Source organism: Kitasatospora sp. NPDC091257, from assembly GCF_044757675.1.
Lineage (GTDB): Bacteria > Actinomycetota > Actinomycetes > Streptomycetales > Streptomycetaceae > Kitasatospora > Kitasatospora lactacystinica.
This window is the reverse complement of sequence record NZ_JBIVVI010000113.1, coordinates 1-12,260: the sequence shown is the minus strand read 5'-3', so window position 1 is coordinate 12,260 and position 12,260 is coordinate 1. Positions and strand designations below refer to the sequence as shown.

Annotated in this window: 11 protein-coding genes; 9 read left to right on the top strand and 2 right to left on the bottom strand. The window is 72.9% G+C overall.

Going from position 1 to position 12,260, the window contains the following annotated elements; all coding sequences use genetic code 11:
* A partial coding sequence (locus ACIQOV_RS08040) for an ABC transporter ATP-binding protein (protein WP_401046179.1) occupies window positions 1-660 on the top strand: 660 nt, incomplete at its 5' end.
* 34 nt (window positions 661-694) lie between these two features.
* A complete protein-coding gene (locus tag ACIQOV_RS08035; protein ID WP_380538127.1) occupies window positions 695-1,759 on the top strand; it encodes an ABC transporter ATP-binding protein in 1,065 nt (354 codons plus the stop codon).
* Between the two features lie 74 nt (window positions 1,760-1,833).
* Here the strand turns inward: ACIQOV_RS08035 and ACIQOV_RS08030 are convergent, their stop codons facing one another.
* Window positions 1,834-3,243: an acyltransferase family protein gene (locus ACIQOV_RS08030; protein WP_401046175.1), complete on the bottom strand. Its 1,410-nt coding sequence runs from the start codon at window positions 3,241-3,243 to the stop codon at window positions 1,834-1,836.
* Between the two features lie 129 nt (window positions 3,244-3,372).
* Between ACIQOV_RS08030 and ACIQOV_RS08025 the strand changes: the two genes are divergently transcribed.
* Window positions 3,373-4,032, top strand: coding sequence for a trimeric intracellular cation channel family protein (locus ACIQOV_RS08025; RefSeq protein ID WP_380538123.1), 660 nt, complete (start codon window positions 3,373-3,375; stop codon window positions 4,030-4,032).
* Here the strand turns inward: ACIQOV_RS08025 and ACIQOV_RS08020 are convergent.
* Entirely contained in the window at window positions 3,938-4,705 is a 768-nt protein-coding gene (locus ACIQOV_RS08020; protein ID WP_359901515.1) for an IclR family transcriptional regulator, read from the bottom strand. The genes ACIQOV_RS08025 and ACIQOV_RS08020 overlap by 95 nt on opposite strands.
* Before the next feature lie 232 nt (window positions 4,706-4,937).
* On the opposite strand from ACIQOV_RS08020, the gene ACIQOV_RS08015 reads away from it, so the two are divergent.
* From ACIQOV_RS08015 to ligA, 6 genes are all read left to right on the top strand, one after another.
* On the top strand, window positions 4,938-6,119 hold the full coding sequence (locus ACIQOV_RS08015) for a cysteine desulfurase family protein (protein ID WP_401046174.1): 1,182 nt from the start codon (window positions 4,938-4,940) through the stop codon (window positions 6,117-6,119).
* A 47-nt stretch (window positions 6,120-6,166) separates the two neighbouring features.
* Complete coding sequence (gene mnmA / locus ACIQOV_RS08010; RefSeq protein ID WP_401046172.1) at window positions 6,167-7,303, top strand: tRNA 2-thiouridine(34) synthase MnmA; 1,137 nt, start codon at window positions 6,167-6,169, stop codon at window positions 7,301-7,303.
* 70 nt (window positions 7,304-7,373) lie between these two features.
* Window positions 7,374-7,898, top strand: coding sequence for a TIGR00730 family Rossman fold protein (locus ACIQOV_RS08005; RefSeq protein ID WP_401046170.1), 525 nt, complete (start codon window positions 7,374-7,376; stop codon window positions 7,896-7,898).
* 13 nt (window positions 7,899-7,911) lie between these two features.
* Complete coding sequence (locus ACIQOV_RS08000) at window positions 7,912-8,601, top strand: SDR family oxidoreductase (protein WP_401046168.1); 690 nt, start codon at window positions 7,912-7,914, stop codon at window positions 8,599-8,601.
* A 137-nt stretch (window positions 8,602-8,738) separates the two neighbouring features.
* Complete coding sequence (locus ACIQOV_RS07995; protein WP_380538112.1) at window positions 8,739-9,749, top strand: methionine synthase; 1,011 nt, start codon at window positions 8,739-8,741, stop codon at window positions 9,747-9,749.
* A 19-nt stretch (window positions 9,750-9,768) separates the two neighbouring features.
* Complete coding sequence (gene ligA / locus ACIQOV_RS07990; protein ID WP_401046165.1) at window positions 9,769-12,057, top strand: NAD-dependent DNA ligase LigA; 2,289 nt, start codon at window positions 9,769-9,771, stop codon at window positions 12,055-12,057.
* Window positions 12,058-12,260 lie beyond the last annotated feature (203 nt).

The window sequence follows — 12,260 nt, the reverse complement described above, 5'->3', positions numbered from 1 at the left end:
CCCCAGGCCTCCAAGAAGCAGGCCAGGGCCCGGGCGATCGAAATGCTCGACCGGGTCGGCATCCCGCAGCCCGACCGCCGGGTGGACGACTACCCGCACCAGTTCTCCGGCGGCATGCGCCAGCGCGCCATGATCGCCATGGCGCTGGTCAACGACCCCTCGCTGCTGATCGCCGACGAGCCCACCACCGCCCTGGACGTCACCGTCCAGGCGCAGATCCTGGACCTCATCCGCGACCTCCAGGAGGAGTTCGGCTCCGCCGTCATCATCATCACCCACGACCTCGGGGTGGTCGCCGAGCTGGCCGACGACATCCTGGTCATGTACGGCGGCAAGTGCGTCGAGCGCGGCCCGGCCGAGACCCTCTTCGACGCGCCCGAACACCCCTACACCTGGGGCCTGCTGGGGTCGATGCCGCGGCTGGACCGGGAACTCCAGGACCGGCTGGTGCCGGTCAAGGGCACCCCGCCCAGCCTGATCAACGTGCCGTCCGGCTGCGCCTTCCACCCGCGCTGCCCGTACGCCGACCTGACCGGCGGGCGCTCCACCGGCGAGCTTCCGGTGCTGGCCGAGGCCGCGCCCGGGCACTTCGCGGCCTGCCACCTGGCGGCCGACGAGCGGCACCGCATCTTCGCCGAAGAGATCGCGCCCCGGCTGTGAGCCCGGCCTCGTACCACCTTTCTGGAGAGAACCGATGACGGACACTCAGGCGGCCACGATCCCGTCGCCGGCACCCGCCCCCGGCCGCGAGCCGCTGCTGAAGGTGGCCGGCCTGACCCGGCACTTCCCGATCCGCGGCGGGCTGCTGCGGCGCCAGACCGGCGCGGTGCGGGCCGTCGACGGCATCGACTTCACGGTCAACGCCGGCGAGACCCTGGGCGTCGTGGGCGAGTCCGGCTGCGGCAAGTCGACCATGGGCCGACTGGTCACCCGGCTCGACGAACCGACCGGCGGGACCATCGAGTTCGAGGGCACCGACATCACCCACCTGGGCGTCGGGGCGATGCGGCCGCTGCGCCGCGACATCCAGATGATCTTCCAGGACCCGTACTCCTCGCTGAACCCCCGGCACACCGTCGGCACCATCGTCGGCGCGCCCTTCAAGCTCCAGAACGCGGTGCCGGAGGGCGGGCTCAAGAAGGCCGTCCAGGAACTGCTGGAACTGTGCGGGCTCAGCCCCGAGCACTACAACCGCTACCCGCACGAGTTCTCCGGCGGCCAGCGCCAGCGCATCGGCATCGCCCGGGCGCTCGCGCTGAAGCCGAAGATGATCGTCGCGGACGAGCCGGTCTCCGCGCTGGACGTCTCGATCCAGGCGCAGGTGGTCAACCTGCTGGACGACCTCCAGCAGGAACTCGGGCTGACCTACCTGATCATCGCGCACGACCTCTCGGTGGTCCGGCACGTCTCGGACCGGGTCGCGGTGATGTACCTCGGCAAGATCGTGGAGATCGCCGACCGGGACTCGCTCTACCGCAGCCCGATGCACCCGTACACCAACGCGCTGATGTCCGCCGTGCCCGTCCCCGACCCGCGCCGCCGCCAGCGCGCGGGCCGCGAGCGCATCCTGCTCAAGGGCGACGTCCCCTCGCCGATCAACCCGCCCAGCGGCTGCCGCTTCCGCACCCGGTGCTGGAAGGCGCAGGACGTGTGCGCGAGCCAGGAGCCGCCGCTGACGGTGCTGGCGACCGGGCACCAGGTGGCCTGCCACTTCCCGGAGAACGCTCCGGAGAAGGCGTCGGCCGGCGCCACGGCCTGAGGCCCTCGCACGTACGCAGGAGGCCGCCCGCCCCCGGACTTCCGGGGACGGGCGGCCTCTTGGCGGTCCGCGCCTCAGACGCCGGCGGCCGGCTCCGGCTCCGGCACGCGCGGGCCCGGGGCGGCCGCGGCGAGCGGCGTCGGGGCGGGGGCCGGGAAGCGGCGGTCCAGCGCCCGGACCGCCCTGCGGCCCAGGTTCTGGAACGGGATCTCGACCAGCCGGTACGACAGCCAGGCGAGCACCACGACCGCCCCCAGGTAGCCGAGGGTGAGCGCGGCCTGCCCCTTCGGCCCGACGATCGGCGGGTAGTCCCGCAGTTTCCAGCCGAGGAAGTACATCAGCGGGCCGTGCAGCAGGTAGACCGAGAAGCTGATCGTGCCGAGCCCGCTGAGCCAGCGGGGGAAGCGGCGGCGGCGCAGCAGCATGGCGGCCGCGAACAGGGCCCAGGCGGCCAGGTAGGCGGACGAGAAGGACTCCCACGAGGGCGTCCAGGTGTGCCGGAGCGCCGTGTCGCGGTTGTACAGGTAGCCGACCGTGACGCCGGTGACGATCACGAAGCCGCAGCAGAGCAGGGCCGGAAGCCGATCGAGCAGGCCGTGCTCCAGCCGGTACAGCACGGTGCCGGCGAACATGGTCGCGAAGATCAGCATGGTCTCGAAGCCGGTGGTCCGGTTGTTCAGCGTGATCAGGACCAGGCCCAGGCCGCCGAGCAGCAGCGCGCCCCAACGGGTCAGGTCCGGGCGGGCGGTGGCGATGCAGGCCGCCGCCATCAGCACCACGATCCCGGCCGCCGCCACCAGGTGCCCGGTGGCCGCCAGGTCCACCGAGATCCCGCCGATCGGCAGCCAGGTGCCGAGGACCAGGGCGACGGACGCGAAGCCGACCGCGATCGGCGCGCTGTGCCGGTGCCACCCCCGCACGAACAGGGCGCACGCGAAGGAGTAGAAGACCATCTCGTAGGTGAGCGACCACATCACCCCGATGGTGCTGGGCACCCCCAGCAGGTCCTGGAGCAGCAGGCCGTTGGCGGCGAGCGACAGCACCGGGTGGTCGAAGGGGAAGCTCTGGACGATCTGGCCGCTGCGGGGCAGCACCAGCAGACTCGCCACCACCGTGACGACCACCGCGGGGTAGATGCGGAAGAGCCGTCCCGTCCAGAACGCCCGGACGTCGCCCCGGCGTTCCAGCGAGGCCGGGATGATGTACCCGCTGACCAGGAAGAACAGCATCACGCCGAAGAAGCCGAGGTCCAGGTGGCGCGGCACCCCGCCCGCGTGCGGGATCTTGCCGAGCAGCCCGAAGTGGTGCATGGCGACGGCGAGGGCGGCGATGCCGCGCAGCGCGTCGAGCCAGCCGAGCCGGGCGGAGGCGGGGGAGCCCGGCGACCCGGGCGGTTTCGACGACCGGGTCGGCGTGGGCGACTTCGGCGACTTCGGCGGCTTCGGCGGCGGCTTCGGGGCTGACCCGGGCTTCGCGAGCTTCACAGGCGGAGGCTAGCCGAACCGGTTCGGCCCCACGGCGCACAAGGGGTTGGCCGCCGTTCCGGCGGTGCGTTCGGATCCGGAGCACGGACGTTCGATGGAACACCTGCGCGAATCAGGTACACATGGACGGTGACATCCCAGCTCTTCCCGACCGACGTGCAGCAGTCGCTGGACCTCGTCGGCATCTTCGTCTTCGCCCTCTCCGGGGGCCTGCTCGCCGTCCGCAAGAACATGGACATCTTCGGGATCTGTGTGCTGGCCGAGGTCACCGCCCTCGGCGGTGGCGTGATGCGCGACCTGGTGATCGGCGCCACCCCGGTCGCCGCGTTCACCAACCTCGGCTACTTCGTGACCCCGCTGGCCGCCGCGCTGGTGGTGTTCTTCCTGCACCCGGAGGTCGAGCGGATCAACCGGGCCGTGCAGACCCTGGACGCGCTCGGGCTCGGGCTGTTCTGCGTGACCGGCACCGCCAAGGCCCACGACTTCGGGCTCGGCGCGGTCGCGGCGATCGCGCTCGGCATGGTGACCGCGGCCGGCGGCGGCGTGATCCGCGACGTGCTGGCCGGGGAGATCCCCTCGCTGCTGCGCTGGGACCGGGAGATCTACGCCGTCCCGGCCCTGGTCGGTGCCACCCTGGTCGCGCTGCTGATCGGCGCGGACCGCCTCACCGGCATCACCGGAACCGCGGCCGCGCTCACCGCCTTCGGGCTGCGGATGCTCGCGCTGAAGTACGGCTGGCGTGCCCCGCGGGCCTGGCACCGCAACGGTTCTCGCACCAGCGAGGAGTAGGCGAGCCGCCGTACGCGAGCGAGATCGCCTCGGCTGTGCAGAGCAGTTCCGGCACCATCCGGGCCAGTTCGCCGGGCGGCACCTCGCTCGCCGGGGCGCTCAGCGCGCAGGCCGCGACCGTCCGTCCGCCGCTGCCCGCGACCGGCGCGGCCACGCAGGTCACCGGCTCCCGGTGCTCGCAGGACTCGGCCGCCCAGCCCCGGCGGCGCACCGCCGCCAGCTCGGGCTCCTCGGGGACGCCGTCCGCCGACAGCCCGGCGAGCAGCACCCGGCCGACCGCCGTCCCGTCCACCGGGGCCCGGCGCCCGATCCGGGACGGCTCGGCGCCCGGCAACCCGGCCACCTCGTCCAGGTAGAGCACCTCGCCGTCGTGCAGCACGGCGAGCCGGACGGTGTAGCCGCAGCGGGCGTTGAGCGCGGCCAGGTACGGCGCGGCGACCTGCCGGACGTCGAAGTCCTCCAGCGCGCGGTGGGCCAGCGAGAGCACCCGGCCGCCCAGCCGGTAGCGCAGGTCCGGCTGGCGGCGGGCGAAGCCGTGCTCCTCCAGGGTGCGCAGCAGCCGCAGGGCGGTGGACTTGTGCACCCCGAGGCTGCTGGCGGCCTGCTCCAGCGAGAGCGGCGCGTCGCCGAGTGCGTCGAGCAGGGTCAGCGCGCGGTCGACCGACTGCGACATGGCGTTTCCTGTGGATCCGGCTGACTGATGGCGTCAGGCTAACCGCTGGGTGGCTCAGTGGTACAAACCACTGCCGGACGCGGCCGTCCGGCAGTGGTGCGTCCGCGGTGCGCCGCGCCCGTGGTTCGTCCGCGGTGCGTCCGGGCCGGTGCCGGCCGGTGCCGGCCGTGAGTGGCTGGAACTGCCCCGCCCCGGAACCCCCTGAGGTGCCGCGCTCTACAATCGGATGGTTATGCCATACCTGGACCATGCGGCGACCACGCCGATGCTGCCCGAGGCGATCGCCGCGATGACGGCGCACCTGGGGGTGGTCGGCAACGCCTCGGCCCTGCACGCGGCCGGCCGCCGGGCCCGCCGGGTGGTCGAGGAGTCCCGGGAATCGCTGGCCGAATCGCTGGGCGCCCGCCCCAGCGAGATCGTGCTCACCGGCGGCGGCACCGAATCCGACAACCTGGCGGTCAAGGGCCTGTACTGGGCCCGCCGGGACGCCGACCCGGCCCGCACCCGGGTGCTGTGCAGCCCGGTCGAGCACCACGCGGTGCTGGACGCGGTGCACTGGCTCTCCGAGCACGAGGGCGCCGAGGTCGAGTACCTGCCGGTGGACGGGTACGGCCGGGTGCACCCCGAGGCGCTGCGGTCGGCGATCGAACGCGACCCGGCGTCGGTGGCGCTGGTCACCGTGATGTGGGCCAACAACGAGGTCGGCACCGTCCAGCCGGTGCGCGAACTGACCACCGTGGCGGCCGAGTACGGCATCCCGGTGCACGCCGACGCCGTGCAGGCGCTCGGTCAGGTCCCGGTCTCCTTCGCCGAGTCCGGCCTCACCGCGCTCACCGTCACCGGGCACAAGATCGGCGGCCCGTTCGGCATCGGCGCCCTGCTGCTCTCCCGGGGCGCCGCGCCCGTACCGCTGCTGCACGGCGGCGGGCAGGAACGCGACGTGCGCTCCGGCACCCTCGACGCCCCCGGTTCGGCCGGCTTCGCGGCCGCCGCGGCGCTCGCCGTCGAGCGGCGGTCCGAGCACGCGGTCACGCTCGGCGCGCTGCGGGACGAGCTGGTGGCGTCGGTGCTGGCCGCCGTACCGGACGCGATCCTCAACGGAGACCCGTCGGCCGAGGGCCGGCTGCCCGCCAACGCGCACTTCTCCTTCCCCGGCTGCGAGGGCGACGCGCTGCTGATGCTGCTGGACGCCCAGGGCATCGAGTGCTCGACGGGCTCCGCCTGCTCGGCCGGGGTGCCGCAGCCCAGCCACGTGCTGCTCGCGATGGGCGTCGACCCGCTGCTGGCGCGCGCCTCACTGCGGTTCTCGCTCGGGCACACCTCGGTGCCGGAGGACGTCACGGCGCTGGGGAAGGCCATCGGGCCGGTCGTCGAGCGGGCGCGCAACGCGGGGCTGGCGTCGGTGCGGCGCTGATCTCGGCTCCGGGAACAGGCGGGCCACCCCGTACCCTTGTTGCCATCATGACTGACTTCCCGGGTGCCCCGACCACTCCGTCCACCGGCCGTCTGCGCGTGCTCGCGGCGATGTCCGGCGGAGTCGACTCCGCCGTCGCCGCCGCCCGCGCCGTCGAAGCGGGGCACGAGGTGACCGGCGTCCACCTGGCGCTCTCCGCCAACCCGCAGTCCTTCCGGACCGGCGCGCGCGGCTGCTGCACCATCGAGGACTCCCGGGACGCCTGGCGGGCGGCCGACGTGATCGGCATCCCCTTCTACGTCTGGGACCTCGCCGAGCGCTTCCGCGAGGACGTCATCGACGACTTCGTCGCCGAGTACGCGGCCGGGCGCACGCCCAACCCGTGCCTGCGCTGCAACGAGAAGATCAAGTTCGCGGCGCTGCTGGACAAGGCGATCGCGCTCGGCTTCGACGCCGTCTGCACCGGCCACTACGCCCGGATCGTCGACCTGCCGGACGGCTCGCGCGAGCTGCACCGGGCCGTGGACGGCGCCAAGGACCAGTCCTACGTCCTCGGCGTGCTCGACGCCGACCAGCTCGCCCACTCGCTCTTCCCGCTCGGTGACACCACCAAGGAGGAGATCCGGGCCGAGGCCGAGCGCCGCGGCCTGGCCGTCGCCAAGAAGCCCGACAGCCACGACATCTGCTTCATCGCCGACGGCGACACCCAGGGCTTCCTGGCCCAGCACCTCGGCACCGCCACCGGCGACATCCTCGACGTCGACGGCACCAAGCTCGGCGAGCACGACGGCGCGTACGGCTTCACCATCGGCCAGCGCAAGGGCCTGCGGATCGGCCGCCCGGCGGCCGACGGCAAGCCGCGCTACGTGCTGGACATCTCCCCGGTGAACAACACCGTCACGGTCGGCCCGGTCGAGGGCCTCGACGTCACCGGGCTGACCGCCATCCGCCCCCGCTGGTGCGGCACCGAGCCCCTGGCGGACGGCCGCTACACCGCCCAGCTGCGCGCCCACGGCGAGGAGGTGCCGGTGAGCGCCTCGGTCGTCGACGGCGAGCTGCGGGTGGAACTGGACACGCCGGTGCGGGGCATCGCCCCCGGCCAGGCCGTGGTGATCTACGACGGCACCCGTGTCGTCGGCTCCGCCACCATCGCCACCACCGAGCGCCCGGCCGTCACCGCCTGAGCCCGCCCCGCGCCCGGCGAGGAATCCCCGGTGAAGTCTCGCCGCGGGGCGTGATAGACCGGACGGCACTATGAATATCTCTGTCTTCTGCTCCGCGTACTCGCTCGACGACCGCTACTCCGCCCCCGCCGCGGAGTTCGCCCGGCTCCTGGGGGAGGGCGGGCACACGCTGGTGTGGGGCGGCTCGAACGCCGGGCTGATGGGGCTGCTCGCCGACGAGGTGAAGGCGGCGGGCGGCAGGCTCGTCGGCGTGATGGTCGAGATGCTGCGGCACAAGGCGTACGTCGGCGCCGACGAGCTGGTGTGGACGGCCGACCTGCCGGAGCGCAAGGCCGAGCTGGCCTCGCGGGCGGACGCGATCGTCGTGCTGGTGGGCGGGCTGGGCACCCTGGACGACGTCACCGAGGTGCTGGAGCTCAAGAAGCACGGGATGTTCGACAAGCCGGTGGTGGTCCTGGACACCGAGGGCTTCTACGCGGGCCTGCGCACCCAGATGGAGCGGATGGACGCCGAGGGCTTCCTGCCGCGCCCGCTCGCCGAGCTGATCACCTTCGCGGACACGCCCGCCGAGGTTTTCGCCCAGCTCAAGGCCTGATTGGATCACGACCATGGCTGCACATCTGATCACTGGCGCCGGCTCCGGCATCGGCGCCGTACTCGCCGAGCGACTCGCCGAGCGCGGGGACGAGCTCTGGCTGCTGGCCCGCGACGCCCGTCGGGCCGCCCAACTGCGCGAGCGCTTCCCCGGGGCCCGCACCCTCGTCGGGGACCTCGGCGATCCGGGCAAGCTGTCCTGGGCCTTCGGCCACCAGCAGCTGCCGGTCGAGCTGGACTCCCTCCTGCACGTCGCGGGCACGGTCGAGCTCGGCCCGGTCGGCGACCTGACCCCCAAGGCCTGGCAGGAGACGCTGAACGTCAACCTCGTCGCCCCCGCCGAGCTGACCCGCCTGCTGCTGCCGTCGATCCGGCTGGTCAAGGGCCATGTGCTCTTCGTGAACTCCGGCGCGGGCCTCAACGCCCACGCCGAGTGGTCGGCGTACGCGGCCAGCAAGCACGGCCTCAAGGCGCTCGCCGACGCGCTGCGCCACGAGGAGCACGCCAACGGCGTCCGGGTCACCTCCGTCTACCCGGGCCGCACCGCCACCGCGATGCAGGTGAAGGTGCACCAGCAGGAGGGCAAGGAGTACGACGCCGGCCGCTGGATCGAGCCCGCGTCCGTCGCCAGGGCGATCCTCGCCGCCCTCGACGCCTCCCGGGACGCGGAGATCACCGACATCACCGTCCGCCCCGGGCGGTAGCGCGCCGCACGAGAAGTCGGCCGGTCCGACTTTCCGTGCGCGCACCGGATGTCGAACCGGCCTCCGCGTGCCCGGCGGCCCCGGTACCGAGCCCCGCGCCCGGCACCGGGGCCGTCCGGCTGAGTAGGCTCGGGCGGGTGAGCACCCCACACACCTTCCCCGACCTGCGCGGCGCCGCCACCGGCGTCGGTTCGCTGCCCGGCACCGACGCCCGGGAGGCCGCCAAGACCTCCACCGGGGCACTGGAGCACCTGCCGTTCCTGCCCGAGCTGCCCGCCCGCGGGCCGGGCGCCGACATGATCGGGCGCGGCGCCGGCCTGTTGGTCGAACTGTTCGCGCAGACCGAGCCGAGCGGCTGGCGGTTCACCGACCGTCCGGGCCGGGACACCCGGCGCGCCCACTCCTGGCTCGGCGAGGACCTGGACGCGCTGGAGGAGTTCACCCAGGGCCACCAGGGCGCGCTCAAGGTCCAGGCCGTCGGCCCCTGGACGCTGGCGGCGAACATCGAGCTCAAGCACGGCGAGAAGGCGCTCGCCGACCCCGGCGCGTGCCGCGACATCGCCGGCTCGCTCACCGAGGGCCTGCGCCGCCACCTCGCGGACGTCCGCAGGCGGGTGCCCGGCGCCGAGGTCGTGCTGCAGCTGGACGAGCCCTCGCTGCCCGCCGTCCTGGCCGGGTCGGTGAAGACCGCCAGCGGCTTCCAGCGGCTGCGCGCCGTCGACCGGCAGGTCGCCGAGGAGGTGCTGCGCGAGGTGATCCGGAACCTCGACGCGCCCGTGGTGGTGCACAGCTGCGCGCCGGACGTCCCGGTCCCGCTGCTGCGCCGCGCCGGGGTCGCCGGGATCTCCCTCGACTTCTCGCTCCTCACCGAGCGCCAGGACGACGACCTCGGCGAGGCCGTGGAGGGCGGCACGACGATCCTCGCCGGTGTCGTCCCCGCCACTGACCAGGCGGTGTCCGACCCTGCCGGTAGTGTCCAGGGTGTCAGGACCTTGTGGCGCAGGCTCGGGTTCGCCCCGGAGCTGCTGGGCCGCCGCGTGCTGGTGACACCGACCTGCGGGCTGGCCGGGGCCTCCCCGGCGTACGCGCGCAGGGCGCTGTCGTCCGCGGTGCGGGCGGCACAGAGCCTGGTGGACAACCCGGAATGAGAGTGCAGGAGGGCTTGCGGTGACGGCTGTCGAGGGCTGGGAGGACGTCCCGGCGGAGGTGCGCGGGCGGCACGCCGAGCTGGCGCAGGAGATCACCGACCACCGGGCCCGGTACTACGAGCAGGACGCGCCGGTCGTCAGCGACGCCGAGTTCGACGCGCTGATGCGGGAGCTGGAGGGGATCGAGGCCGAGCACCCGGCCCTGGTCACCCCGGACTCGCCGACCCAGAAGGTCGGCGGCGCGGCCACCGGGCTGTTCGCCGAGGTCGAGCACCGCGAGCGGCTGCTCAGCCTGGACAACGCGATGGACGACGAGGAGCTGTCCGCCTGGGCCGAGCGGGTCGCCACCGAGCTGCAGGGCATCGACTACCACTACCTGTGCGAGCTCAAGGTGGACGGCCTGGCCGTCAACCTCACCTACGAGAACGGCCAGTTGGTGCAGGCGGCGACGCGCGGCGACGGCCGGGTCGGCGAGGACATCACCCCCAACGTCCGCACCATCAAGGAGATCCCGCACCGGCTCAAGGGCGAGAACATCCCGGAGCTGGTGGAGATCCGCGGCGAGGTCTACTTCCCGACCGAGGAGTTCGACGCGCTCAACGCCTCCTTCGCGGAGGAGAACGAGCGCCGCCGGCAGGAGAACGAGGAGCGCGCCAAGGAGGGCAAGCGGCCCCGGGCGCTGATCCGGCTGTTCATGAACCCCCGCAACGCCGCCGCCGGTTCGCTGCGCCAGAAGGACCCGCATGTCACCGCCTCCCGCCCGCTGCACATGGTGGTGCACGGCATCGGCGCCCGGGTGGGCTTCGACATCGACAACCAGTCGCACGCCTACCGGCTGCTGCACGACTGGGGCCTGCCCACCGCCCGCCACAACCAGGTGGTGAAGACGCTCGCCGAGGTGCGGGCCTTCATCGCGCACTTCGGCGAGCAGCGGCACTCGGTCGAGCACGAGATCGACGGCGTCGTGGTGAAGGTGGACGAGATCGCCCTGCAGGGCCGGCTCGGCGCCACCTCCAAGTCCCCGCGCTGGGCGATCGCCTGGAAGTACCCGCCGGAGGAGGTCACCGGGAAGCTGGCCGAGATCAAGGTCGGCATCGGCCGCACCGGCCGGGCCACCCCGTACGCGGTGCTGGCCGAGCCGGTGAAGGTGGCCGGCTCGATGGTGCAGTACGCGACGCTGCACAACCAGGAGGTCGTCAAGGCCAAGGACGTGCTGCTCGGCGACACGATCGTGCTGCGCAAGGCCGGCGACGTCATCCCGGAGATCCTCGGCCCGGTCTACGACCTGCGGGACGGCACCGAGCAGGCCTTCGTGATGCCCTCGCACTGTCCGGAGTGCGACAGCGAGCTGCGGCCGATGGCCGAGGGCGACATCGACCTGCGCTGCCCGAACGCGGAGCGCTGCCCGGCCCAGATCCGGGAGCGGATCGCCTTCCTCGGCGGGCGGCAGTGCCTGGACGTGGAGGGGCTGGGCTACGTCGCGGCCACCGCGCTGACCCAGCCGCTGGAGCCGGCCGAGGCGCCGGTGCGGAACGAGGCCGACATCTTCCGGCTGACGCGGGAGAAGCTGCTGCCGATCAAGGTGCTGGTCCGGGACCCGAAGACCGGCATGCCGAAGCTGGACGACAGGACGGGCAAGGAGAAGGAGGTCTTCTTCTTCGCCACCACCAAGGGCGAGCCGAAGAAGTCGCTCCAGGCCCTGATCGACAACCTGGGCGTGGCGAAGGGGCGGCCGCTGTGGCGGTTCGTCAACGGGCTGTCGATCCGGCACGTCGGTCCGGTCGCCGCGCAGGCGCTGGCCCGGGAGTTCCGCGATCTGACGAAGATCTTCGAGGCGAGCGAGGAGCAGCTGGCGGCCGTCGAGGGGGTCGGCCCGACCATCGCCCGCTCGATCCGGGAGTGGTACGCGGAGGAGTGGCACCAGGAGATCCTCCGGAACTGGGAGGCGGACGGCGTCCGCTTCACCGAGGAGTTCGCGGACGAGGAGGAGGCGGAGCGCCCGCTGGAGGGCCTGACCGTGGTGGTGACCGGCACGCTGGCCGGCCACACCCGGGACGGTGCCAAGGAGGCGCTGACCTCGCGTGGAGCGAAAGTGACCGGTTCGGTTTCGAAAAAGACCGATTTTGTGGTCGCTGGTGACAACCCTGGGTCCAAGTACGACAAGGCTGTTCAGCTCGGCCTGCCGGTCCTGGACGACGCCGGGTTCGCCGTCCTGCTCGCCGACGGGCCGTCCGCCGCCCGTGCCCACCTGGGGCTTCCGGAGCCGGAGGAGGCCGGGGAGGCGAAGAAGGAGCCCGTCGAGGACTGACCCGGAGCGGACCCGAGCGGTCGGTGACCGGATCGGTGTTGTTATCGTCCTGATGCAACGTCACCGGGTGCCGCACAGTGAAAGCGGGCATTGTGTCACTGTGCGGCACCCGAGAGCGGTGGCGCGTTTCCGGTTGTCCGAAAGTCTGCCCACCGGGTGGACCCCGGCATACCCTGGAGCGCAACAGAGTGTCAGCAGGGGTG

Bases quoted from the DNA above. Each gene is read 5' to 3' on its own strand.
- ACIQOV_RS08035 (WP_380538127.1), top strand. From the start codon at position 695: ATGACGGACACTCAGGCGGCCACGATCCCGTCGCCGGCACCCGCCCCC.
- ACIQOV_RS08000 (WP_401046168.1), top strand. From the start codon at position 7,912: ATGGCTGCACATCTGATCACTGGCGCCGGCTCCGGCATCGGCGCCGTA.
- mnmA (WP_401046172.1), top strand. From the start codon at position 6,167: ATGACTGACTTCCCGGGTGCCCCGACCACTCCGTCCACCGGCCGTCTG.
- ACIQOV_RS08005 (WP_401046170.1), top strand. From the start codon at position 7,374: ATGAATATCTCTGTCTTCTGCTCCGCGTACTCGCTCGACGACCGCTAC.
- ACIQOV_RS08015 (WP_401046174.1), top strand. From the start codon at position 4,938: ATGCCATACCTGGACCATGCGGCGACCACGCCGATGCTGCCCGAGGCG.
- ACIQOV_RS08020 (WP_359901515.1), bottom strand. From the start codon at position 4,705: ATGTCGCAGTCGGTCGACCGCGCGCTGACCCTGCTCGACGCACTCGGC.